The organism is Helicobacter hepaticus ATCC 51449, from assembly GCF_000007905.1.
In the GTDB taxonomy this organism is placed as follows: domain Bacteria; phylum Campylobacterota; class Campylobacteria; order Campylobacterales; family Helicobacteraceae; genus Helicobacter_C; species Helicobacter_C hepaticus.
The window spans coordinates 220,634-246,791 of record NC_004917.1 but is presented as its reverse complement, the minus strand read 5'-3'; the positions used below and the strand labels follow the sequence as shown (position 1 = coordinate 246,791).

General features: G+C 33.5%; 23 protein-coding genes. 19 read left to right on the top strand and 4 right to left on the bottom strand.

Annotated elements, in window-relative coordinates:
• Genes tssM through tssJ form a run of 4 tightly spaced genes read right to left on the bottom strand, consistent with a single transcriptional unit; the run spans nt 1 to nt 6,268 of the window.
• Entirely contained in the window at nt 1-3,555 is a 3,555-nt protein-coding gene (gene tssM / locus HH_RS01250) for a type VI secretion system membrane subunit TssM (RefSeq protein WP_011115096.1), read from the bottom strand.
• 4 nt (nt 3,556-3,559) lie between these two features.
• Nucleotides 3,560-4,348, bottom strand: a complete 789-nt coding sequence (gene icmH / locus HH_RS01245) for a type IVB secretion system protein IcmH/DotU (protein ID WP_011115095.1) — start codon at nt 4,346-4,348, stop codon at nt 3,560-3,562.
• A gap of 11 nt (nt 4,349-4,359) precedes the next feature.
• The gene (tssK, locus tag HH_RS01240) at nt 4,360-5,739 is read right to left on the bottom strand and encodes a type VI secretion system baseplate subunit TssK (RefSeq protein ID WP_011115094.1); all 1,380 of its coding nucleotides are present in this window, start codon (nt 5,737-5,739) and stop codon (nt 4,360-4,362) included.
• Nucleotides 5,732-6,268 carry a type VI secretion system lipoprotein TssJ gene (gene tssJ / locus HH_RS01235; RefSeq protein WP_011115093.1) on the bottom strand — a complete coding sequence of 179 codons (537 nt, stop codon included), beginning with the start codon at nt 6,266-6,268 and terminating at the stop codon, nt 5,732-5,734. Before tssJ ends, tssK begins: the two co-directional genes overlap by 8 nt.
• A 187-nt stretch (nt 6,269-6,455) precedes the next feature.
• On the opposite strand from tssJ, the gene tssB reads away from it, so the two are divergent.
• The 19 genes from tssB (at nt 6,456) to HH_RS01135 (ending at nt 26,139) form a co-directional block, all read left to right on the top strand.
• On the top strand, nt 6,456-6,953 hold the full coding sequence (gene tssB, locus HH_RS01230) for a type VI secretion system contractile sheath small subunit (RefSeq protein ID WP_011115092.1): 498 nt from the start codon (nt 6,456-6,458) through the stop codon (nt 6,951-6,953).
• A gap of 47 nt (nt 6,954-7,000) precedes the next feature.
• Nucleotides 7,001-8,473 (top strand): type VI secretion system contractile sheath large subunit, encoded by a 1,473-nt coding sequence (tssC, locus tag HH_RS01225; RefSeq protein WP_011115091.1) that lies wholly within the window; start codon nt 7,001-7,003, stop codon nt 8,471-8,473.
• A gap of 3 nt (nt 8,474-8,476) precedes the next feature.
• Nucleotides 8,477-8,866, top strand: a complete 390-nt coding sequence (locus HH_RS01220; RefSeq protein WP_011115090.1) for a hypothetical protein — start codon at nt 8,477-8,479, stop codon at nt 8,864-8,866.
• 69 nt (nt 8,867-8,935) lie between these two features.
• Nucleotides 8,936-10,651, top strand: coding sequence for a type VI secretion system baseplate subunit TssF (gene tssF / locus HH_RS01215; RefSeq protein ID WP_011115089.1), 1,716 nt, complete (start codon nt 8,936-8,938; stop codon nt 10,649-10,651).
• Nucleotides 10,648-11,643, top strand: a complete 996-nt coding sequence (gene tssG, locus HH_RS01210) for a type VI secretion system baseplate subunit TssG (RefSeq protein WP_011115088.1) — start codon at nt 10,648-10,650, stop codon at nt 11,641-11,643. Before tssF ends, tssG begins: the two co-directional genes overlap by 4 nt.
• 96 nt (nt 11,644-11,739) lie before the next feature.
• Entirely contained in the window at nt 11,740-12,249 is a 510-nt protein-coding gene (locus HH_RS01205) for an Hcp family type VI secretion system effector (RefSeq protein WP_011115087.1), read from the top strand.
• 126 nt (nt 12,250-12,375) lie between these two features.
• The gene (locus tag HH_RS09280; protein ID WP_011115086.1) at nt 12,376-15,174 is read left to right on the top strand and encodes a type VI secretion system Vgr family protein; all 2,799 of its coding nucleotides are present in this window, start codon (nt 12,376-12,378) and stop codon (nt 15,172-15,174) included.
• 34 nt (nt 15,175-15,208) lie between these two features.
• Entirely contained in the window at nt 15,209-16,486 is a 1,278-nt protein-coding gene (locus HH_RS09675; protein WP_011115085.1) for a hypothetical protein, read from the top strand.
• Between the two features lie 55 nt (nt 16,487-16,541).
• A complete protein-coding gene (locus HH_RS01185; RefSeq protein ID WP_011115084.1) occupies nt 16,542-16,928 on the top strand; it encodes a hypothetical protein in 387 nt (128 codons plus the stop codon).
• Between the two features lie 95 nt (nt 16,929-17,023).
• Entirely contained in the window at nt 17,024-17,809 is a 786-nt protein-coding gene (locus HH_RS01180; RefSeq protein WP_011115083.1) for an EcoRV family type II restriction endonuclease, read from the top strand.
• Complete coding sequence (locus HH_RS01175) at nt 17,806-18,666, top strand: DNA adenine methylase (protein WP_011115082.1); 861 nt, start codon at nt 17,806-17,808, stop codon at nt 18,664-18,666. Before HH_RS01180 ends, HH_RS01175 begins: the two co-directional genes overlap by 4 nt.
• Nucleotides 18,663-19,550, top strand: a complete 888-nt coding sequence (locus HH_RS01170; protein ID WP_050720585.1) for a bacteriophage T4 gp5 trimerisation domain-containing protein — start codon at nt 18,663-18,665, stop codon at nt 19,548-19,550. The genes HH_RS01175 and HH_RS01170 overlap by 4 nt, the downstream gene beginning before the upstream one ends.
• Nucleotides 19,551-19,720: 170 nt before the next feature.
• Complete coding sequence (locus tag HH_RS01165; RefSeq protein ID WP_148141004.1) at nt 19,721-20,185, top strand: hypothetical protein; 465 nt, start codon at nt 19,721-19,723, stop codon at nt 20,183-20,185.
• Nucleotides 20,182-21,687, top strand: coding sequence for a glycine zipper family protein (locus HH_RS09625; protein WP_011115079.1), 1,506 nt, complete (start codon nt 20,182-20,184; stop codon nt 21,685-21,687). The genes HH_RS01165 and HH_RS09625 overlap by 4 nt, the downstream gene beginning before the upstream one ends.
• Nucleotides 21,674-22,459, top strand: a complete 786-nt coding sequence (locus tag HH_RS01155; protein ID WP_011115078.1) for a hypothetical protein — start codon at nt 21,674-21,676, stop codon at nt 22,457-22,459. Before HH_RS09625 ends, HH_RS01155 begins: the two co-directional genes overlap by 14 nt.
• Nucleotides 22,459-23,574, top strand: a complete 1,116-nt coding sequence (locus HH_RS09620) for a hypothetical protein (protein WP_041308932.1) — start codon at nt 22,459-22,461, stop codon at nt 23,572-23,574. The genes HH_RS01155 and HH_RS09620 overlap by 1 nt, the downstream gene beginning before the upstream one ends.
• Before the next feature lie 87 nt (nt 23,575-23,661).
• On the top strand, nt 23,662-25,191 hold the full coding sequence (locus tag HH_RS01145) for a 4Fe-4S dicluster domain-containing protein (RefSeq protein WP_011115076.1): 1,530 nt from the start codon (nt 23,662-23,664) through the stop codon (nt 25,189-25,191).
• Nucleotides 25,191-25,835 carry a molecular chaperone TorD family protein gene (locus tag HH_RS01140; RefSeq protein WP_011115075.1) on the top strand — a complete coding sequence of 215 codons (645 nt, stop codon included), beginning with the start codon at nt 25,191-25,193 and terminating at the stop codon, nt 25,833-25,835. The genes HH_RS01145 and HH_RS01140 overlap by 1 nt, the downstream gene beginning before the upstream one ends.
• A gap of 88 nt (nt 25,836-25,923) precedes the next feature.
• Nucleotides 25,924-26,139 carry a twin-arginine translocation signal domain-containing protein gene (locus tag HH_RS01135; RefSeq protein WP_011115074.1) on the top strand — a complete coding sequence of 72 codons (216 nt, stop codon included), beginning with the start codon at nt 25,924-25,926 and terminating at the stop codon, nt 26,137-26,139.
• The last annotated feature ends 19 nt before the right edge of the window (nt 26,140-26,158 follow it).

The window sequence follows — 26,158 nt, the reverse complement described above, 5'->3', positions numbered from 1 at the left end:
TTATTGTTGAGTGATAAGTTGAGGCATATTAAAATGCGTTAGAATACGGCTTAAATGTAAAAGTTCTAGCCTATTTGGAGTAATGCTAAAATCAAAATACCATTGTTTATTATTTTCAAAGTAAAGAGTGTTGCCTGTATTTTGAGCAGGTGTAATGTCTTTTATGAATCTAAGCCACGCCCATTCGCCACTATAAATTTTATTGTATTGAGGCATTTGGTAATAGTCATTCACGCTCAAACGTAACTCCGTGCTACTATTGAATTGTTCAATAATAATCTGGATTTTAGGATTAAGCGTGTGATCATAGTGTAAAGTCTGGTTGTTATAGCTTATATCAAGAGAGCTAAAATCTGATGATAAACCAAGGCATTGTATAAAAAAGTTAAGTGTAAGGTTATTGTTATTATCAAATATGCTATTGAGATTGCTTATTTGGTTAAAAAAACTTATAAATTGAGCAGAAAGCTTTATCGTCTCGCTATAGGCAGGATTTGGCACATAGGTATTGCCTTTTTTTTGCAAAATTTTACTTAGATATTGCGTATAAAAAGATTGTAATGTGCCTGTATTGCCAAAAAAATCTTTAAAAGTGTTGAGTGGCAAGGATTTATCCGAGTAAGCATTGAAAGGATAAAAAGGGGAGATATCATTTATAAAAGTATCATACACCTCTTTTTTCCATGCATTATTTAGAAGTGCATAGGTGCTTTTTTCTATAACGTTCCAAGAGAGTGTAGAAATCTCATTGTAGTATTGTTTTAACGCATGAGGCAACATTGCTGTGTTTCGCTTTAGCTCTACAAATGCGTCAGTTTCATCATTACTTCCTTCAAGGATATATATAAGCTTATCTTTTATGTTTTTTGTATCATCTTTTGTAAATTCTGTAATTTTACCACTCATATTTTGTATATCTTTAGCGAGTATCTCTTTTATTTCTTCCGTGCTACTTTGCTTTTTTATGTCATTAAAGGAATCTATTTGAGAGAGAAGTAAGGATTTTTCTCCTATGAAGTCATAATAATCTTTAAAGGAGTTACTAATATATGTAAATTGTGCTTTAATATCTGAGCTTGGCAATCCTAAGCCGTATGCGTAATTAAGCAAAAGAGTGTCGTTTAGGTGGGTATTATCATTTACGATTTTAATGAGACTATTGAGTGGATTGGTAGATTCTGATAAGATTTGTAATTGTGTGAGTATATTGTTTTTGTCGGTATATTGCTTAGGAGATATAGCCTGAAGTAATTCTTCCCATCTTTGTTTATAATCATTAAGGTAAATACTAATAATATGTGTGTATAAATCTCTTTGTGCTTGTTCTGTGAGGGCTTGGTATTGCATTTTTTCATTATACGCCCAAGATTCTATTTTGATAGCAGTTTGTATATTGGTATCTAAATTACTTAAAAACTCCATTAGACCATCTTTTGTATAGGTTTTGTCAATTTGACTTAATTTATCAGTATGCTCAAATATCATATAAAATGCTGTGCCTACCTTATCTTTAAGGTTAAAAAAGCTTTGTTTTTTTAGGCTATTTCTAAAAGCCATAATGGTATAGATTCTCTGTTGTTGCTCTAATTGCATAATTTGAGTTTTTGCTATGTGTAGCGCTTGTGTATCTTTTGGTTGTGTATGTGAGAGATTGCCTATAGCTAAATCTTCAATAGCGGTAATAAAATCATCTTTTGGAATTTTATATTTAGCAAAAGGTTGCCAATTCTTTATAACCCAATTTGCCAAAAGAGGTTTATTTATATATGCTTCATCATAGAGTGATTGATACATATAGATGGTTTCAATAAGTGTGGTTTGATCGGTATTGTGTAAGAGAATCTGCTCCATTTCTCTAAGCAATGTTTTGCCAATCACTTCTTCATTGATAGCATAATAAAAGTCTCTTGCAGGCAAAAATCCTTGATAGGAGAAATTCAGTGAAAAATACTGTATAATGGAGGGCTTTTCAAATAGAGATGGATAGTTTTTGAGTATGGCTTTAAGATGAAGCATAAGTTCGGTTTTTTCTTGCAGGGTAAGATGTTCATAAGAGCTTGTATTGGCAAGTAATGAAGTAATGCTATTAAATGTGATATGGCTTTTATCTACTTCTTTATAGGTTTTATGGATTAAATAAGTGCAAAAAACATATCCAAATATACATATACTTATAGTTCCAAAGGCGAGTTTGAAAGTTTGCCAAGAGGTTTTAATCATACTGCTTAGATGTGCATCTTTAAGAAAAATATGTTCTAACAAACCCTGCACAAAGTAGCTTCGCTTATTTTGCTTGGTTGCGGATTTTGCCGGAGGTTTTTTGATTTCGTATTTTTCACACACAGCATCAAGCAAGTAATTTCTGGGGACATTTTCTTGGTATGCGGAGGTAAAATATACGCCGCGGATATAGGATTTGTTTTTAAAGGCATTTTGTTCCTTTGCTTGGAGGATAAAGTCTATTGCAAGGGCAAAAAGCACATCAAGTTGCTTTAAAAATAAAAGGGCTAAATTTTTGTCTTCAAGTGAATGTAAGGATTGATTTCTACGCATAAAAGTATAGAGCAATGAATTGCTTAATTCTGTAAAAGTATTTTGTAGTTCTAATTTGCTACTATTTTTATCTAAAGTAAGTCCTAGCATTTTATTTGCAATGCTTTCATCAAAGATGTCCCAATATGTCCGCATACCCTCTAACAAGTCAATTTTATTAAAAACAATATAAATGGGGAGTTGCAAGCCTAGATTTTCTTCGCAATCACTCACTCTTTTGCTTAGATATTGTAAGACATTTTGTTCATATTGCTTTGGATTCTGTAAAAAAGCATGCACATCAATAATAAGCACAATGCCATTAAGTTTGCTATGAAAGGTATTAGTATTAAGGAAGTGTAAGAATTGATTCCATACGCCCTTTTTGATTAAAAAATCTTTATTCTTTTCTAAATTATCTTCAGCAATTTCATCGGTATTACTTGTTTGCCGAAAGTTCTCTTGTGCAAAATAATTACCTTCTGTATCAAGCAATGCACCCTTTTGAGAAATGTAAAGATTGAAGTTGTTGGTAGATTTGTGAAATTTCTTATAAGATGTCAAGCTTTCACTCAATGGATATTGTATATTCGCATAATTGATAAACGAGCTTTTGCCTGCTCCCTCATTACCAATAATAATCACTAAAGGGATATTTTTAAGATAGAGTTTTCTTTTCCACATACTCTTTGCGTCATTTAGAGCAATGAAATAATTTCTTTTAGCCCTGCGGAATGCCTTTGTAACTTCTTGTTTGATTTCCTTGTACTGTATGTGTTTCTCATTTTTGAGCGATTGAATAAGATGAATAAGTGGTCTATAAAGAAAGATAAAAAAGATTAAAAGCCATACGACAATAAGCACTTGGATTCTTGTTAATGCGCTACTAAAAATATAAATATCATTAAATGCAAATAAGGGCGAGTATATGTAAAAAAGTACACTTAAAAGCAACGCAAAACATATAAGTAAAATATAGAGAAAAGTTTTTGATTTGAGATAATTAAATATCTTGCCAAACATTTCCTTAATCCTCATGTGGAGATACCTTGAAGTGTTGCAAATTTTGTTTAAGGGTATCTTGTGTAATGGCTTTTTGAGATTCTAGCTTTAAAAATGAGAAAAGAAAGAATAATGCAACGATGGAGCAAATGATAGCCATAAGCCAAAATGGTCGCAAGTATTTTTTATGCAAAAGTTTTAGAATACGCGTTTGCTCTTGATGATTGAGGGCTAATTCAAAAGCTTTTCCTTCGCTACTTCCCATAGCAGGAGCAAGAGAATTTGCTATATTGCAGCATAGATGATTAATTTTTTGTTTGCCTTGAGTGTCGGAGGCATATTTGCCTTGATAGCCCAAAATAAGGCATGTATAGATAAATTCTAGCATATCTTTGTGTTTGCTTGGGGTAAGAAGCCATTGATTGGCAATACCATAAAACTTATCTCCACCTAGCATTTCATCAAAAAGACGTATAGTAAGTGTATGTTTTGCAAAGTGGCTATTGATAAAGCTTTCATTATGTAAGAGCATTTCATCAATAAACACACACAAGCAGTAACGGAGTTTGATTAAATCCTTATCTTCATAACAACGCAAAGCATTGAGATTGCTTCCGATAGAGAGGATTTCATTAGCAAAAGTTTCTTCTGTATTTGTGATATAGCTATCATCAAGTATGCCTGTTTTGGAAAGTCGTGTAGCAAACAAAAGTAATGGCAAGGTCAAGTGTAAAATCTTATTGTTTTGCATATTGTTGCAATGGTTTGCAAAATTTGTTTCAAGTAGCAGGGAAAGTTCTTGCTCTGTGTTCATAGCATTTCTCTTTAGTTAAATAATGCCCAAAGCTTAATGTCGGGCTTTGTGATATTATTTGTCATATAAAGGCTGATAACATTTTGCTTAGCAAAATGCGTAAAGATAAAATCTTGCTTATCAAGCTTAAAATATACATAGCCACTTAAATGCGGTAGAGCTGATGGAATGCTGGGGATTGCCTCTATATGCAGTCCTTTAAGCTGTGAGGCAACAATGCTTTTAATAGTGGCTTGGGTATGTATTTTACTCTGTGTGCTAAAGGTTTCAAGTAACGTTTGCATAGGTAGAGAGGAGCTTACTGCTAAGAATAATTCCCCATCTTGCAGCATAGAAGCATTATCAAATATGCAATCGTAGAATCCATTGCCATTGTCTATGACTTGTGCCATTGCATATTTGGGTGAGGTAACATTAGCAAAGAGGAGGCGGATATTATTACTAAGCGGAATGAAAACCGCACTTAAATCATTGTGCTCGTAGGGTATAAATTCATCTTGTGCATCATTATGACTTATGGTAAGTAAGTCAGCTTGAAATTCTACAAGTTTTTCATATAATGTCTCTGGGTGTAGTTTTTCTTTATTGACAAGATAAGAAAAGATAAGCGTGTATTTTTTGAGGAGATTGAGCGATAAATAGGTGCTAAAATCAAGCGTATTTTTGGTTTGGTCTATGCCTCTAAAAATTTGCGTGAAGCTTTCTTTGTGTTGCTTGATGGAAAAGAGCATTTCTTCTAGAAAACTTTTTATAAAGGCATTACTGCAAATATCAATAGAGGTGGGGATAAATTTTTCATCAAGCTCTATTTTTTTGCTATGAGAATAGATGTTTTTCACTTTTGCTATGGGTATTTCTAGTTCATTTGGTGATTTGTCTCCAAGGATACCAAGCTTTAGCCGCAAACTCCCCAATGCAAGAGAAACTTTTTCTTGCTGATAAGAGATTTCTTCTGTGTTAGTATGTATGTAATCTTGCACATCATCGTGAATCTTGGAAGTTGTAGGTACATTGCTTACAATATACTTGGAGTTTGGAAAAGTATTTTTTAAAGACATATCAGCAGTAGCGTCTGAATATGTAGGGATTTTTAGCGTAATAATTGGTGAAGACATATTGGGCGGCAACTCCAAAACTTCAGGTAATAAATCATCATCTGGCGCATTAAACACGCTACCATCTTGTGTAATTCCACTAATTTGTGTAAGGGCTATTTTGCCCAAATTGAGCATATCGGTAGAAAAACTTACATCAAATACACCATAAAGATTAGATACAAGTCGAGAGGTTTTTGTATGGATAATATGTTCTAAAAATCGTTCTTGTTGCTCAAAATGGATTTTATCAATGTGCATACCATTATACCAAGCGACCTTAAGCTTACTATTCATTGAACAAATCCTTTATATTGTTTTCTCCAGCAGTGCCATCAGCCTTTGTATCTTTACCTTGACTTTGCTTACTTTTTTTGTGTTGCATAATGCCTTCAGTGGCAATATTAAGCTCGATTTTGTTTGAAAAGACACGATTCAGCTTTTTATAGAATTTTTGTTTTTTATCCTGCGGATTGGCAAAAAGAGCTAACACGCCGATATATTTACCCTCTTTTTTTGCAAATTCTGCAACAGGCACGTCAATTTCATTTGGCGGCACTTGCACCTTGATAAAATCTACAATGTCCCTTCCAAGGACAACATTTCCACGTGTGCTTAAATCTTGTATGGAAGATTGCTTGAATTTACTAATATCCTTGAGCTGATAAATAATGAGCGTAACAGGCACATTATCGCCACGATTATTAAGGTTAGAATCTGCCTGATTGAAAGCCTGTATCTTAACAGGTGAGCTGCACCCACTAATAGCTAGCCCCATAAAGCAAGCGAGAATGCAAAAGGAAATATAAAGCTGGATATATCGCATTAAAGACCTCTAAATCTGAACTTCTTTCTTGTATTGATTTTAAAGTTTACACGATTATACTTAGATTAATATTTAAATTTGTTTAATTTTGCTACAATGAGATTTACCTTTTAGCTATCTATCAAATACTAAAGGTTATTGTTATGCTTGTTGGGTAGCTAAAACAACGGCAGTCTAAGGATATACTATGGCAGAAAATTCTACTCCGCCAAAAGAGCGGATAAATATCACATATCGTTCAAAGACAAATGGGCAGAATCCTGATGTAGAGCTTCCTTTGAAGCTAATGGTTATGGGTAATTTTACAGGAGGCAATGATGTGCCGTTTGATGAACGAGAGGTTGTGTCTATTAATAAACACAATTTTAATCAAGTAATGCAAAAAATGAATATAGGCACACATGTAAGTGTAAAAAATGTTCTCAAGCAAGATGCAGATGAATTATCTGTAAATCTTAAGTTTGAAGGGTTGGGTGATTTTTCACCAGACAGTATTGCTACTCAAGTGCCAGAGCTAAACAAATTGCTTCAACTACGTGAAGCCCTTGTAGCATTGAAGGGACCAATGGGCAATATTCCAGATTTTAGAAAAGCACTCTTGGAAGCCCTCAAGGATAAAGATACAAAAGAGAAGCTTTTGCTAGAGATTAAAGAGAATCAATCTACAGATGAAAATAAAAAGTGATTATCATTGAAGGAAAAGTTCATGATAATCGATTAAGGAGATTACTTATGAGTGGTGCATCAGCAAATACACAAACTTCAATAAAAGAGCTATCTATCATTGATAGTATAATGCAGACAAGTAGATATTCAAAGGAAGATGAAAGTTATAATATTGCCAAAATGGGTGTGGTGGAATTTATCACAGAAATAGTCAAAACTGATAGTGCAGAAAATAAAATCAACAAATACACGCTTGATGAAATGATAGCGCATATTGATGATATTATCTCACGTCAAATGGACGAGATATTACACAACGAACAGATTCAGCAATTAGAATCTACATGGAGAGGTTTATATTTTTTAGTAGAACGCACTAATTTTCAAGAAAATATAAAAATTAATTTGTTTGATGTAACTAAACAAGAGGCTTTAGAGGATTTTGAGGCAAATCCAGATATTACAACAGCTACATTATATAAACGTATTTATTCTTCTGAATATGGACAATTTGGTGGCGAGCCTGTAGGTGCAATTCTGGGTGATTATGCCTTGAATGCTTCTACGCCTGATATGAATTTTCTTTCTAAGATGTCTTCTATTGCGGCTATGAGCCATGCTCCATTTTTAACTTCTATGAGTGCTGGTTTTTTTGGGCTTGATAATTATGCGGAACTTCCCAAGATACAGGATTTAAAAGCACTTTTAGAGGGTCCGCAATATGTAAAATGGCGCACCTTTAGGGAAAATGAAGATTCTAAGTATGCTGGTTTATTGGTTACACGTTTTCTTACTCGATCTCCTTATGAGCCACAAGAAAATCCTATAAAGAAATTTAATTACAAGGAAAATGTGCATAACTCGCATAATCACTTGCTATGGGGAAATACTATTTATGCTTTTGCTACGCGATTGACTGATAGTTTTGCAAATTATCGCTGGTGTGGAAATATTATAGGACCTAAGGCTGGCGGTGCTGTAAAAGATTTGCCTACTTATATTTATGAAAGCTTTGGCACTACGCAATCTAAGATACCAACGGAGGTGCTTATCACAGATAGATGTGAGTATGAGCTTGCAGAATCTGGCTTCATAGCCTTTACGTTGCGACGTGATAGCAATAATGCAGTATTTTTCTCCGCAAATGCCGCATTAAAGCCAAAAATTTTTCCAAATACGCCTGAAGGAAAAGAGGCAGAGACAAATTATAGGCTTGGTACGCAGTTACCCTATATATTTTTAGTTTCTCGCCTTGCTCATTATCTTAAGGTATTGCAAAGAGAAGAAATTGGGAGCTGGAAAGAAAGAGCAGATATAGAGAATGGCTTAAATGAGTGGATGAGGCAATATGTTTCAGATCAAGAGAATCCTCCCGCAGAGGTTCGAAGTAGGCGACCATTTAGAGGCGCCAAAGTTCTTGTAAGCGAGATAGAAGGGGAAGCAGGTTGGTATAGAATAAATTTAAATGTACGACCCCACTTTAAATTTATGGGAGCAAACTTTGAACTTTCTTTGGTGGGGAAACTTGACAGAGAATAAATTATGTCTTTTGTAAATAAAATTATTTCTCAACTGCATCCTTATGTAGATTCTGCTTATTTTGAAGATAGAACCAAAACGATAAAAGATCATATTTCAATCCTCATGAATACTAAAAATGAGGGTATAAGTCTTATGAATTTTGCAGACTTATCGTTGGAAGATTTGGATATAAATACAAAAAATCTCGCCCTGCTTATGTCAGAAAAAATCTACCATCTTATAAATACTTATGAAATAAGGGCAAAGATTCTAAACATAGAATATGATGAAAGCTTTGCTCCTTGGCAAATAAGTTTTTTTATGCGAATGCGTCATGTTGGGGGTGACTTGTTAGATGATTTTAATATACAAATTGTCTTTAAAAATAATCGCTATTGTGATGTAATGTAAGCGGTTTGCTTGAGATAGTTTTAGGAAACCCCAAAAAAGTATTTGATTAAAGTAGAAAAGGGCAGATAAGTGAAAAATATTCATTATTTCCGTAAAGAGCTTGATTATTTGCATAAAATGAGGGAAATTTTTGTTAATAAATATCCCAAACTTGCCCCATTTTTATCCCACAATAGTAATGATCCAGATGTGGAACGTATTATAGAATCTTTAGCGTTATTAACATCTAAGATTCACGAAGAGCTTGATGGCAATATTCCCCTGATTGCAGAATCTTTGATTAACATTCTTGCACCCAATTACACAAACTCGTTGCCATCAATGTGCATACAGGACTTTGCACTTAAGCCAGAAAGCAAAGAATGCAAGGTTTTTATTCCTAGACATACAAGTCTTAAATCTACTCCAATAAATCAAGTGCAATGTGAATTTAAAACTATCTATGATGTTTGTCTGCATCCTCTTAAAATAAGCGATATGTCGCTTACTAACGAAGGGAAGCAGAGTGTATTTTGCCTTGATATTGTAAGCACAAACAAATTTTTTAAAATAGCAGATATGGATATTCATTTTTTACAGATTTATCTTGGCAGTGAGGTTTATAGTGCCAATACATTACTTTTATGGCTTTTATGTTATTTGCAAGAAATTGTTATTGTCTGTGCTGATACTCTCACATCTTTTAAGATTCCTTGTGATTCTTTAGAGACTACGGGTTTTGACAAAAATGAGAGTATGTTTAGTAATGGCGATGTAGGCTTTAGTGCTTTTACACTTTTACAAGAATTGCTTTTTTTGCCAGAAAAATTTGCATTTGTGAGAATAAAAAATCTAGAAATACTAAAAGAATGTCAAAGTGAAAAGATGACTTTTAAATTTATTTTCAAAAAAGAATTGCCTAAAGATACCCTTCCAAAAGCCAATCAGTTTTCGCTATTTAGCACGCCCATTGTTAATCTTTTTTCTACCCAGACAGAGCCGATTCTTACTGACCATACACGAAATGGGTATAGAATATTTATCGATAGGGCGCATCTTAACGCATATTCTGTGATACAGGTATTGAAAGTTAAGGCTCATAATAGCGACTCAGGAAGACGGATATTAAAAAATTACAATAGTTTTGAGCGATTTGAATTTGTAGATAAGGGAAATGATTTTTATGCTATTTCAAATAAGCAAGATGCAAATGGAGAGCATTATAAAGAAATTAGTATTTATAGTAATCAATCTCGCAGAGAAACACTTTCCATTGATGTTTTATGTAGCAACAACAATCTTCCAAATGGTTTGCAGATAGGCTCAATCAATGAGATTGTAGGATATCAAGATGTCCTTACACGTAATCTTATGTTACCTACAAAATCGCAACATAGAAGTATTGATAATGCTACATTGTGGGATTTTATCGCTACCCTTTCTTTTAATTATCAAAGTATAACGCATAAAGAGAGCTTCTTAGCATTGTTGCATACATACAGCTTTAATATTGATAAACCAAAAAATCTTTACGAAATAATAAGTGAATCCTTACAAAAGATAGAATCCAAGCCTGCTTATAATGTCAATGGATTTATTACATTAAGAGGTATGCAAATTACCCTATATATTGATGATTCAAAGTTTTATTGTTTAGGTGAGGCATATAAGATAGGCTTAGTGCTTGCACACTTTTTTTCTTCTTTTGTTAGTATCAATTCTTTTTGCGAGGTATCCTTGTGCTGTACAACAAGTAATACATCTTTTAGCTATTCTATCATCTATGGCAATAAGGCATTATTATGAATTTTACTTTTTATCGGCTAATAAAAATGCTCTTGGTTTCTTTGAATAGGGAGCAAATCTTTTTACGTAGTGCTAGGAGTTTGGGACATGCGTATAAAGAAGTTGATATATTACAATATCATGGTATGGCAGATTTAGAGTCGAAAGATATGCTTCCACTTGAGGCTTCATCTGTAAAAGCTATGGAAAAATTACCTCAAAATATATCTTCCAAAATGCATACTGAATCTTTCGTGGAAGTCTTTAGCTATTTTTTTGGATTGCTAGGGCAATCTTCACCTCTGCCTTATTATATGCTTGATAATTTTGCAAAAAATGAAGATGATGGCGAAGGCTTTAGTCTTTTTTTTGATTTTTTTAATAATTATCTCTTATGGCTATTTTATGATAGCATATCACTTAGAGGTTATCATCGCTCATTTGAGACAGATTTTAGCGATAGAATTTCTTTTGTATTGTTGAAACTTTTAGGTTTTAGTGATACAACAAGTGCAAAGGCATATCTTCCATTTGCACCTCTTATTTTAAGCCTAAGGAGACCAAAAGCTTATATTGAGAAAATTTTGGCACATAATTTTCATTTGCACGATAGAATTTCTATTGTCGAGAATATTCCACAAGCCATTCGTATCAATAAGAATCAACAGAATAGTTTAGGATTTAAAAATGTTACTCTTGGCAAAAGTTTTCTACTAGGTAGCACAATATATTCCTATCAAAATAAAATATTACTCCGCATCAAGGATTTGCATTATCAGGAAGCCCTAGATTATTTTCCACATCATAAGCAACACAATAAACTTAGAGAGAGTGTAATTTTTCTCACCAACAATGAATTTGCCATTGATGTTCGTTTAGATATGCAATATAACCCCAAAATGGATTTTAGGCTCGGCGATATTGCGAGGGCTACTCTTGGTTTTGGGTTATTATTAAATAAAAAAAAGGCGAATTTTGCACAATGTAGTATGTTAATGACACTATGTGAGTAAAAATATTTATATTTTTATAAAACTTAATTATTGATTTTATTTTTTTGTGTAGAATACTTCGCTTTTATATGGATAAAACTCACAGAAAGGATTACTATGGCGCAGCCAGCATATATTAAAATTGAAGGTGTTACACAAGGACTTATTTCTAGTGGGGCTTCTACGCAAGAGAGCATAGGTAATCGTTACCAAGCAGGACACGAAGATGAAATTATGGCTCAAGAGATTTCTCATATTGTAACTGTTCCCACAGATACACAAAGCGGACAACCATCAGGTCAAAGGGTGCATAGACCCTTTATTTTTACCTGTTCTCTCAATAAAGCTGTTCCTTTACTTTACAATGCCCTCACAAAGGGTGAAAGATTAAACAATGTAGAAGTACATTGGTTTAGGACATCAATAGGTGGTGGAGCAGAACATTACTTCACTACAAAATTAGAAGATGCTATTATTACAGACATAGACCTTATTATGCCAAATGCACAAGATACAAGCAATAATAACAAAACTGAGCTCTTTAGGGTTTCTCTTAATTATCGAAAAATTATTTGGGAACATGTTGTTGCAGGAACGAGCGGAAGTGATGACTGGAGAAATGCTTAATTTCTTCATATCTGCCTTAAAAAAACTTTTTTACATACCCTTAAAGTTGTAGTAAAAAACGGGATGCTTTGTGAGATAGTGAGATGAGCCTCTTTTTTTACAAAAATACCCCTAAAGGATAGTTTTATGAGTGCTTTTCTTTCTTTGGATATTAACTCTATCACCTTTACCATCACCAAAGCCCATATTAGAGAAAGTTTGCAGTCTCCTTTTCATATTACTTGTAATGGTTTTATAGAATCCTTTTATGCAGATATATTTTCTGCTACTTTTGCTTCTTTGGGTAAAACAAACTCTCCCTCACACACAATCCAATCTCATACCCAAGATACCGATTTTGCATCATCTGCTCCCCCTTATTCTTTTGCATTAGACCAACCTTTCAATCTCCAGCTATTGCAAGATAATTTTGCTCTATTATATATTTCTAATCCCTATGGCAACACAAACTATCATAGTGCTCTTTCTATCTCTTTAGGTAATACTTCTACCCCTATTAAATCATATAAGGGTATCATTACACATATAGAGTATTTAGGTTCTAAATCTAATGTTTCCTTAGATACAAATAACACAATCAACACTATTACTGACATAACCAATACTTCTCAACAAAAGACACTCTCTTCCTTAGATATACCTACACCTAAATCTATAAACCATAGACATTTCTTTACCTTTACACTCACTTCTCCTCTCATAAGACTTTCACTCAATAAAGCAAATAGAATCTATACAGATAAAACACCTTTAGACATACTCAAAGATATACTCACTGCTTATACTCCACAATTATGCAAACAAATAGATTTTTCTTCTCTTAGCCAAATTGATAATCCTTTAGAGATTATCACCCAATATGAAGAATCTGATTTAGATTTCATCACACGATTAGCTCATAATAATGGTATATACTTTTATGAAGACAATGATACCTTATATGTATGTCATCACACACCCTATACTCCTATTCCTCTCACTAAAGTCCCTTTTAATCCTAATGTAAAAACACATAATAATCTTAATGAACCCTGTATTTTTGCTCTCACACATTCTCATCATATACACACAAAACAATTTAACTTCTTCAGCAATGATGCAAACAATCCTCAAATCAATACTTATATGTATTCAAAATATATTGACAAACAATCCCCAGATATTGCCACTCATTCTACATCAAATGATACTTCTCTAGCACAAGAAGATATGAATAATCCTTATAACTATACTGCCTCTATGCAAAGTGTATTTATACCCAATGTGAGTTTTACCTATCAAGCGAATATAAAGTCTCTTTGCTCTAATCAAGCCCAACATACTGCCAATACTCAAGCTCTTATGAACGCTCAAAGCAATATCTATACACTCTGTTTAGCTCAAAGATTATATATAGAATCTAAAAATAAATCTCTTTTAGGAAATAATATTCAAGATAATAAAACGCAAGAGTTTATAAATGAATATACTATCATAGCATTAGAGCAAACCCTTATAAACGAATCTATTCTTGCAGATACTTTACCCTCTCATCAACAAGCCAATGATAGCAACATCTCTCGGTTCAAAGATACTTATAGTAATCTTATTACTCTCTTGCCTTCAAACCTATCTTATATGCCTACACCCAAGCCCAAACCAAACCCTCCATCTCTTATGCAAGGTATAGTTGTAGGAGAAGAGTATATAAAAGCCAAGAATATTAAAGAGGCTAATGCAAGTATCATCAAACAGAGCAACACGCTTTATACAGATAACTTTGGCAGGGTAAAAGTAAGGCTGCATGCCTTTATGGCACAAGCTTTACTCACGGATAATGATATACACACAACACCCAATACAAACAATACCAAACATTCAAACAATACTCATTTAGAAGATGATTTATATACTCTTAATACACACACAGCTTTTCTTAGAGTAGCCTCTCCTATTGCAAGTGCAAGTTCAGGTTTTTATCATACTCCAAGAGTGGGAGATGAAGTATTAATAAGTTACTTAAATAATGACATAGATATGCCCATCATTATAGGCAGTCTCTACAATCCAAGTAATCCTGCCTTACCTCCCCTCCCTTTAAATGCTCATCAAACAAGTTTAAGTGCAAGAACTCTTAATAATAGCAGTGCATTGCAAGCAGAGAATACAAACTCTCATCACAATCTCATAGAATCTGGATTCAATGAAATCACGCTCTCCAATCTCAAAGAACAAGAACACATCTATCTTCAAGCACAAAGAGATTATGAAGAACTCATTAAGCATAACTTTCTCCAAACCATACATAACAATAAAGAATCTCAAGTAGAGGGAACTTATAATGAAAGGATTAAAAAGATTCATACTCAAACCATAGATTTAGCAAAGATTGTAAGTATTGGAGGAGAATATAATACCAATGTAGCTTTATCTAAAGATACCATTGTAGGATTAAGTCATACTTTAAATGTAGGAGTAGATAACAAAGTAAGGATTGCAAAGAAGAGTAGTGAATATGTAGGAGAGGATAAGGAGGTGGAGATAGGGGGGAATCTCAATACAAGTATCAAACAAGATGAGAGTAGGAATGTAGGGGGGAATAAGAGAGAGGTGGTGGAGGGGGACAGCGATATAAGCATTGAGAAAAAGTTTAATATTCAAACACAAGGTGAAATTGCTATTCATTCTAATGAGAATATTCATTTGTCATCTCCTCAATCTTTGAGTTTAGAATCTGATAGAGCTGCTGTAATGGTTGCAGACAATATAACAATGATTGCAGATTCTAATTATCTCCTTAATGCTAATAATGAAGCAACAATTCAAGTGAGCGATACTTCTATTGTAGCCAAAAGTGATTCTATCGTTATTAAAGCTGGTGGAGTAGAAGTAGTCATAGATTCTAAAGGATTAGTCGTTAAAGGTGGGGAGGTAAAGGCAGAGTGAGGGGTAAAGAAAAAGGAATAGATAGGATATTGTAATGTCAAAGCTAAATTCTGAACCTATTAAAATACAAATAAGAGATGTTAATTATAATCCTATTCAGAATGCTACGATAAAAGTTATTGAAAGAAAAACCAACAAAATTCTCTACAATGAAGAAAGCCTCAATGGAGAAGTTATTCTAGATGACATAGAAAATCTTAAAAGTTGCCACGCTTTTAGAGTGGAGATACAACATCCTCATTATAAACCTGCTCCTAAAACTAATTCCTCTTGCGTTAGAGAAGCACACAGAGGAAAATATCATACCCTAGAATATCATTATCAAGATAAACTTTTAGTGAGCAATGTATATGCAGAAATAAGAGAACAAATACAATATACTTGTGAGGATAATGATGCAAATACAATATATCTGCCAAAGAGAATCTATGATATAGACAATCATACATTTATAGAACAAGAAGCATTACAGGCAATAAATAATCTACAAATCCACCTCAAAGCCTACTATAACCAAGATAATATCCCAAACAAAGAAAAACAAAGCAATGAACAAAAACGCATTTATCAAGAGCAAAAGAAAGAGACGAGGTGGGGAATTATCATAGGAAGCCTAGATGAATCTCAACCCGTAAAAGATAATGCAGCATTTCAAATACTCAAAAATAACGATGATTATGAGCTTAAGGGCGAGGAAATAGTATTAAACTTAAAGCAAGAATGGCTCAATCAAACAATAAGGATTTATGCTTTTATAGAGAATCCTAATCATAAGGTAGGTAATACATTGTATATCTATGCGCCTATTGAATACAAAGAAGAGGGGCTTATTGATGTAAGTGGATATTTTTTGAGTATTGCTGGAGTTATGGGAAAAAATTTAGTAATTAAAGGTGTAAGATTCGCTTCAGAATTGCAAGGTAATAGATATGTGCGGAGAGAAAATAGAGAATCTCAAGGAATTGCTAGAGAGTCTTTAAGCAACAAAGAAGCAAGAGAATGGTATGTTAATACCCAACTACCAAAAGTAAAGGAGCTTGGTAGTAGAATCCTAACGCTTGAAGAAAGAGCAAAGTTTCATTTTAATTTTCGTAATCAAGCTAGAAAAGATGCAAGAGATGCGATGAAAGATAGAAAGAAAGCAGAAGAGTTAGATAAGACAGATCCTATTCAAACTTGGGAGGAATGGATAGAGTATGTGAGAAAAGAAAAAGGATTAACAAATATGGAGGATATTTATAATTACACCATTGAAGCTTCAAGTAGGTCAAGACCTAGTGTGAATAAAAGCTTAGGTGTCGTTCCAAAATGATACGACAAATCGTGTAATGTTTCATCAAATTGTTCAAATATAAAAAAGGAGTTTCATGCAAGTAGAGAATAAGAAAATTGCTTATTGGGGAGGTTATCGGGAATCAGAGAATCGCTTTGAATTTTATTTAGATAACTTTGATTGCAAAGAAGATGCTTGTCCGCATTACATTCAATCACTTGCACAATACAAACATTATAATGTGGTGTTAAATAAAGATTATCTTTTAGGACCTGATGTCAGTATTTGGGAATTTACAATCAATGATTTATCTTGTTTTTGGATATGGGAAGCTGATACTTGGAGAAGTAGAGTAAAAATTAAGGATAATCCAAATCATCTAAAAACATTGGAAAAAATAATGAAAGATCTTTGCGATGTACTCAATATGCTCGTAGAAAAAGGAGAATTAGAATCTACTGATGATACCTCTAATGATTGACAACCCAAGCATTATTAAACAAATCTTTAAGGAGTTGTTATGGAGAAAGAAAATAAGATTCGTCGTCAAGAATTTTAGTATGCGAGGAGACAAGGGTGAATAAAAAAGCCTTTATAGAAAGCTTTAGAGATTTTTTATCAAATTTAGAATCCAAGATTTGCCAACCTAATCATCAATGGAAAATCAAAGGTTTTATTGATAGCGATACACACATATTTTCGCTTTCTAACGACACTAAAGTAATTTCTAAAATTTTAGAAATCCATATTTTCCCTTATATCCTAGAATTTGCTAAAACACATCATTTTAATGTTGTTTTACCTTATCATCAAAATTATTATCCTGATTTATCGTTTGTATCCCAAAAAGATTCTACTATTAAATATGCGATTGATTTAAAAACAACTTATCGCAATGAAAATAACCCAAAACTCTGTAATGGCTTTACTTTAGGCTCTCACGGCGAATATTTTAAAAATAGAGAATCAAACAAAAACATACAATTCCCCTACAAAGACTATTTAGGACATTTTTGTTTGGGGGTGATTTATGATAGGGTGAAAATTGATGAATTAAAACGATACAAGCTTGATGATTTGGGCAAGATTCAATCTGTGATTCAAAATTTGACCTTGTTTTTTGTAGAAAAATATAAAATCGCGAGTGATTGTAGCGGAAGTGGCAACACTGCCAATATAGGAAGCATTAAGAATATAGATGATATTTTGAATGAAAAAGGAGTGTTTGCGGATTTAGGAGAGTCTCTATTTGATGATTATTGGATAAACTATGGGAAAATCACTATTACCGATTCTCAAGGCAAAACCAAAAACATCACAAAACTTAGCGAATACCTAACTTATAGAGGTAAAAGTCAATGAATGCGATAGTCTCACTCAAAACCCTTATCCCACCGCTTAAGATTCAAGGGATAAAATCTAAAATTATTCCTCACATAAGAGATATTTTTCAAACTTGGAATAAAAAGGGCATATATTTTGAACCTTTTATGGGCAGTGGTGTTGTTGGGTTTAACCTTGCTCCTAAAAGAGCGATTTTCAGCGACAATAACCCCCATATTATTGCTTTTTATCAAGCGATTCAGCAAGGTGTCATTACAAAAGATTCCGCACGAAAGTATTTGCAATACGAAGGAGATATTTTACAAAAAGTGGGGCAAGAACATTACTTGAAAGTGAGGGAGAGATTTAACCAAACCCATAGTCCTTTTGACTTTTTGTTTCTTAATCGGAGTTGTTTTAATGGTTTAATGCGGTTTAATTCCAAAGGCAGATTCAATGTGCCTTATTGCAAAAAAGACGCTCGATTTTCCGCCGCCTATATCACCAAAATCACTAATCAAATCGATGCGGTAGCTAGACTGATACAGCACAGCGACTATGAATTTAGAATCTGCGATTTTTCTTTGGTTTTGCAAGAAGCAAAGAAAAATGACTTTATCTATTGCGACCCGCCTTATATCGATAGGCATAGCGATTATTTCAATGCGTGGAGCGAAAGCAATGAAAGAGAACTTTACAAAATCCTTAAAAATACGAAAGCTCAATTTCTTCTCTCAACTTGGCATAGCAATGTTTATCGACAAAATCAATATATGAACGAATATTGGAATAATTTTAAATTAAAATTAATTGAACATTTTTATCATTTAGGTGCAAGTGAAGTAAATCGCCATACCATTAAAGAAGCCTTGATACAAAATAAGGTAATGAGTTGAGTTGGATTCAGATTAATTTCAATCCTCCCCTCCCTTTAAATGCTCATCAAACAAGTTTAAGTGCAAGAACTCTTAATAATAGCAGTGCATTGCAAGCAGAGAATACAAACTCTCATCACAATCTCATAGAATCTGGATTCAATGAAATCACGCTCTCCAATCTCAAAGAACAAGAACACATCTATCTTCAAGCACAAAGAGATTATGAAGAACTCATTAAGCATAACTTTCTCCAAACCATACATAACAATAAAGAATCTCAAGTAGAGGGAACTTATAATGAAAGGATTAAAAAGATTCATACTCAAACCATAGATTTAGCAAAGATTGTAAGTATTGGAGGAGAATATAATACCAATGTAGCTTTATCTAAAGATACCATTGTAGGATTAAGTCATACTTTAAATGTAGGAGTAGATAACAAAGTAAGGATTGCAAAGAAGAGTAGTGAATATGTAGGAGAGGATAAGGAGGTGGAGATAGGGGGGAATCTCAATACAAGTATAGAACAAGATGAGAGTAGGAATGTAGGGGGGAATAAGAGGGAAATCATACAAGGGACATTAGACATACAGAGTATAAAAGAATATAATCTTTCTACTCAATCCCAAATGAATTTTAATGCTAAAGATAATATCTTATTCTTTGGCAAAGAATCTACTTCATTTGAAACACAAAAAGAACTTTCTTTTATAGCAGATAATACTGATATGGAATCTAAGAGTAATTTTACTGCTACAGCTGGCAACCAAATCCTTCACCAAGTAGGAGATACTTCAATTACTGCTAAGGGAGATTGTGTTATTATTAAAGCAGGTGGAGTAGAAGTAGTGATAGATTCTAAAGGATTAGTTGTTAAAGGTGGGGAGGTAAAGGCGGAGTGAGAGATTCTAATCCTACTAATGCTTATAATCCAAACAATGCAACTCGATTCTTGTTGGCTATTTTGAAGATTATCTTTGCTCTCTTTTGTGTTTTTATACTTATTGCAACTCTTGTTTATCATTGGGAATTTTCACCCTATTTATTAAAGTTTTTAGGGATATTGATTGTTTTGGCTAGTCTTTTTAATTTTATTCGCATTTTCTATAATACATCACAGACAAATGAAGTGAGCCTCTATGAATGCGATATACAGCACAATACATTGCTTTTACTTGTCCTTATAGCCTCTTTAATTTTTGGAGTATGTTTTTATTTTGTAGATATTTTTCTTGGGATTGGTGTTTTTCTCTATTTATTAGAGCTTTGTTTGCAAGATTGGTATTATAAAGCACAAATAAGTGAAACTTATCTCACTTTGTATCATCGTATATATGGCAAACTCTCTTATAAATGGAATGAGATTCTGATTGCAAGTTCATTAGATGAGATACAAAGTTCTATGCTCTATGTCAATCTAAGTGATACTTACTATCTGCATATTTGGCATAAAAATATGTTGATAAATATTACCATTAAAAAAGATGAGAAAACACTCGAGCTCTATGAACACATCAAAAGGCATAAGAAACAATGAAAACGATTTATGAAAGCGATGAGATAGTCGTAACCCAACAAGATAATTTAACTTATTATATGCAAATCAACAATCAGGATAAGGTATCCAATGACTCAAGTGCTTTAACGAGTGCAATCAGTGCTATAAGAAATGCTGTTTGGGCATTAGATGTATATTCAAATACAAAAGTTCAACTCATTGTTGTTGTTTTAGGTTCAACTCCAAATGCTCTTATAATGCAAAATAATCCAAACAATTCTCAACTTAAAAATTTTATTGTTTTAAATCTTGATGTAATAGTTGGTTTTTCTGCCACAAAAATAGCACCAAAGATATTAAATAAAGCACTCATTGGGGCTGGAATCGGAACATTAGCTGGTTCGATTATACCTGGATTAGGTAATGCTGCAGGCGCGACAAGTGGATTTATTGCAGGTGCAGGAAGAGTATTGTTTTTGGCTGGAGTAGGTTATTTTTCGACAGCAATACTTAGTAATATTTATGACGCATTGGAAATTGATGAATTATATGATTATTTAAAGAAAAATATATTCAGTTCTCAAAACAAATATGAACAAGAAACATTAAGGAATCCGACTGAGCAGGAATTAAAGATAGTTTTAAGCAATATAGATTCTAACTCCACTTCAAATGATATAGATAAGTTACTCCATTCTTTCCCCAACTACCTCAAACAAGACTCTCAACAAGAATCCCATATTCCCCAACTCTACCTACTCTCTCCTCTCCTCTTTTCTTCTGATACCATTAACTCTCATAGAGTTGGAGAGATACACTTTCAAATCCAAGCCTTAGATGAATACACAAGAATACCCATAGAGAATGCAAAACTCCAATTACAAAATGTCAATCTAGGACAAGAATCTATCACTAATACTCAAGGTTTAGCTACTTTTATGATTAAAGAGAGTGAATATTTAAAACCTTTTATGGCAAAGCTTATTCACAATAACTATCAAGAATGTCCTATCTTTGATAGAAGTATCATTCCTAATGCTTATAGAAGTGCTAAGAAACCTTTAGAATTAAGATTCTTAGGAAAAATCCATTGTTATTTCAATGGAAAAGAGCTCTATATAAACAATGGCAATAAAGCAATAGACTACTTTAATGCTTATAGTGGAAACGCTTTAAGTTTAGGGGAGAAAGAGGAATTAATAAAACAATATGGGTATGAGAGTTTTGTGAGTTATAAAGATAATCAAAATAAGATTTCTTATTTTTGTTTAGATAAAGAGTGGCAAAAACAAAAAGATAAAGGAGCAATTCCAGATGGAATATACTATATAGACATCAATAAAAGTAAAAATGATAAGAGTAGTGGTATAAGAATGGTTAGTAAAAGAGACAGACAGATTCAATGGGGCAAATATAATATCCCTATCTATACCAATAAAGAATGCACGAATACTATAGAATCTACCACACAAAGAAATAATTTCTACATTCACGGAGGAGAAAGCTATGGGGATAATGGAGGGATAGATGAAACACTTTGACCCCTTACTACTGCAAGGATTGCCCTATAAAAATGGAGAAGTGGATTATGGAAGGCTAAGATTCTACAATATGATTTTTGCTATGATGAGAATCTCTGGTGCCATAAGCATTTTGCTAGGATTTGTTTTGATGGCTAGCCACACCCATCAAAACAATGCTTTTTTAAGAAATTTTAACCCTTATGCACATTATGTAGGACTTGTCCTTTTTGTTGTGTTTTGCGTAATGTTTGGTTTATTGATGTTACACTTTCTCTCTTTGAAAATCAAAGATACAAAGCAAAGCCTAAAACTACTAACACCTTATCATCAAAGCATAAAAATCAAATTATCAAGATTCTTTCAAGTCCTTTCTATTTTGTTTTTTTGTGTGTTATTCGCTGCTTTGGGCTTTATGTATGCTGGATTTTTTATCTTTCATATCGCTTTGTTAGCTATTCCAAAGATAAAAGCCATTTATGCTGATGATGATTTGCTTTATGCGGAATTTTGTATATCTTTAGGGCTTGTGTCTATCGGCTTATATCCCATAAAAAACGATGAAAATTTATATTATTGTGAATTTACATTTTCACAATCAACAATCCCTATGAAAGTCCAACAAATAGTGCGTTGCCTATGCCAAGATAATTATCTTGTAAAATACCGAACATTTGGATTTGCAAGAAACATTGATTCTAAAGAACTGATAGAATCTCTCAATCACAGAGCGATTTTACAAGATAAAATACCCAACGCACAAAATACTAAAATAGATAGGAGAGAGTTATAATGAGCGAAGAAATAAAGACAATAAAGCTTCCAACATCTTGCATTACTAGCAACAATACACCCTGTCCCACAAACATTGAAGTAGCACCCCTAGAATCTAGCGAGAAAAACACCATAACATCAAGCTTATTTTATATGCTAGGTTCAATGGATACAATCGTTACAGAAGCTGCTAAATATATTGAAAAAGGGTTACCTTTTTATGTGAAAATAGGACTTGAAGTAAAGAATGCTTCTAAAACAATGACACTCAATATAAGCAATGAGGCTTTAGATACTGAAGATATATTAATTCTAGGTGGCTTACAAATTGGGATTAGCGTGGGGATTGAGGCAGTAATGAGTGCCCTTGTTACAGCAGGAATAATTAGTGGAGGTTGGGCATTAGTGCTTGGTATCGGTGCTGCAGTGCTTGTTGCCTATTTTCTCTCCGACCTCTATCTCTACCTTAAAGACAAATCTCTATCTCTTTGGCAAGATTTCAAAAAGACTTCCAACCAAGCCATACAAAATATAATGTCTCTTATAGAAACTGATGAAAGAAGCCTACAAGAAAGAAAAAAAGAAATTACAGAAAGAGCAGCCAATAGAATCTTAGATTCCACTAATCAAAGTAAAATGACTCAAAAAGAATATGAAGAATGTATTACTTATTTATGTGGGCATTGTTGTGAAAATAAAACTAACGATACTTTTCCCCTCTTCTCCCCCAACACTCTCTCCTCCCAAGAATCCTTTCTCCCTCCTGATACCATTAACTCTCATAGAGTTGGAGAGATACACTTTCAAATCCAAGCCTTAGATGAATACACAAGAATACCCATAGAGAATGCAAAACTCCAATTACAAAATGTCAATCTAGGACAAGAATCTATCACTAATACTCAAGGTTTAGCTACTTTTATGATTAAAGAGAGTGAATATTTAAAACCTTTTATGGCAAAGCTTATTCACAATAACTATCAAGAATGTCCTATCTTTGATAGAAGTATCATTCCTAATGCTTATAGAAGTGCTAAGAAACCTTTAGAATTAAGATTCTTAGGAAAAATCCATTGTTATTTCAATGGAAAAGAACTTATATTGAGGAATGTTACAAAAACCGATATATTTTAAATTATATAAAAGTATTTTAGTTAAAAAATGCTTTAATTTTTGCTGAAGTGAAGTATCATATTACACGATACTTTAAGGTGAATATAGATGAAACAACATCGATTAACTGAGCTTTTGAACAATGAGGAATTAGAAATCTTACAAGAATGTGATGAACTCACGCTTGATTTTACCTCTTTAAGCAAAGATGCTTTAAGCGTGGTTACTCCACATTGTGTAGTAATTGGCTATGGAGAGCTATGCGATACTTTTTTGGCACTTTGTGTCAATGAAAAGCATACTGCACTTGAGGTGCTTCATCTTTTACCACAGGATTTTGTGCGCCTTAGCGGACATCTTGGAGCTTTTAAGTTGTATTTTAAAAATGCTCAAGGTGCAGTTGAAGAAATTGCTACTTCGCAGGTAGTTTCATTTGCCCCACTTGAGAATCTCCCTCATTTTAAAGGTGTGCATACACCAAATATGTATGAGAGTGCAGATTCAATGTTGCGCTCTTTACTTGCTTTATGCGGGGAGCAAAATTATAGTCGTAGCATTGTATTTGATTCATCACATTGTCAATATCAAGGACGTCGCCCATTCTCTGACGGAAGCAATGTGTGTCATAGTTGTGTTGATATATGCCCGACTATGGGTGTAAGCAGTGATGATTCTTTAAAAATATTGCATCTCTCACCTATTGATTGCATTTCTTGCGGTAAATGTGTGAGTGTATGTCCCACGGGAAGTATGCAACGCGAAGGTGATGGATTAGAATCTTTTACTTACAAAGCACGACTTTATAAAGGGCGCATACCGCTTATAGTAGCAAGAGCAGACCTTGAATCGCAACAATTTGCCAAAGACTTTCGTGCCCTCAAAGAATACAATTGCTTACTTTTGCCTTTTGTCCTAGAAGTGCCTGATATGCTTAATAGCACTTATTTCCTTACGCTTTTGCAAGAATCAAGTGCGCCAATTGTGCTTTATAGTCCATTGGGTGAGCATATTTCTAGCGATATAGAATCTTTAAATACTATTTATGAGCGCATTTTTGCAAAAAAAGCAATCTATAATTTTACAGATTCGCAAGCTTTAGGTATGTTGCAACCACTTACACAAAGTCATTATATTTATACACCTGCGAGCAAGGAGACAAGCAAGGACATTTTTTCTGAACGTATGCGTTTTTGGATTAAGCAAGAAGAATATAGCAAAGTGTCAATTAAGGGTTTTGGTATCTTGGGTATTGATGCGCGAAAATGCACAATGTGCCTTAGTTGTGTGGAAGCGTGTAATACCAATGCTTTAATTAATAATAATTCGTCATTTGAGCTACTTTATAAGTCCTCACTTTGCACAGGTTGTGGGTATTGTGTAGCAAGTTGTGCCGAGCAAGTCTTAAGCATAGAATCTCACACGCTCAATCTTATCCCTGAAAGTTTTGAATATATCCCAATAGCGGTTGATGAGCCATTTAGATGTATAGAATGTGATAAAATTTTTGCTACACGTAAAAGTATTGAAAAAATTAAGCAGATTCTTACTCCTGCTTTTGGTAGCGATATTCTTAAGCTTAAAACTTTAGAATGTTGTGCAGATTGCAAGGTAAAAGTTATGTTTGAGGGAGCGCATTAATGGCACGAGATATTTTAGAATCTGTAGCAAGTGCGAGAGCATTATATTATGATTTTTTTGCAGGATTATTTTTATATGAATTGCTGAGTGAGCGCTCAAGCGTTTTGCTAAAACAAGTAAAAATTTTAAAGGAAAATATCCTTAATGAGCGAGATAATGCGCATTTTGAGCTTTTAGAAAGTGAATTAGAGCGTAAGGGCACACAACAGATTTTACGCGAATACACTCATACTTTTATTTTGCCCTTTGCTGTGCCTCACGAATCAGATTGCAAAAATGAAAAAGTAAAAAGTGAAAATACTCAAATAATGCTTTATCTTTCGCATTATCTTGAAGGTTATTTGAATGGCAAGGCTTTACTTAAAGCACGTAGCCTTACTAAACAAAGCACTTTTAGGCTTAATACTCAAGAATGCAAGGAAAGCGAGGAACATTTAGGCTTTTTGTTGCTTTTAATGCGTCATCTTTTGCTTTCTCCTAATGAGGGAGATAGGGTATTGAGTGCTCAAGTTGTAGATGAACTTGTGATTCCTTTAGGAGATTTTGTTGTAGCTGCACTTATTCAAAGAGAGGATTTGAGTTATTATGCAAGTGTGGGTTATTTATTACAGAGTTTTTTAAATGTTGAGCGGAGTTTAAAATGACATTTTCAATATAAAAGGTAAGCTGATTTGAGCCCTTAAAATGGAGAGCTCAAATGGGTTTATCCCAAAGTCAAAAAAAGGAGGCTATATGTCTAAAATGCAAGAAAGCAATCAAACTCGGCGTAAGTTTTTAAAAACTGCTGGGGTAGGTGGCGCTGTGGTTGCGATAGGCTCTCTTAGTTTGACTGGTTGTTCTGGAGAACACACACAAAAAGAAGTCATTAAGGGTAAGAGCAAAAAGCAAGAGGTGTTGTATCGTGATGATACAACATATTGGCAAACTTATTTTTCAGTTGCCAAATAGATAATCATAAGGAGTGAAA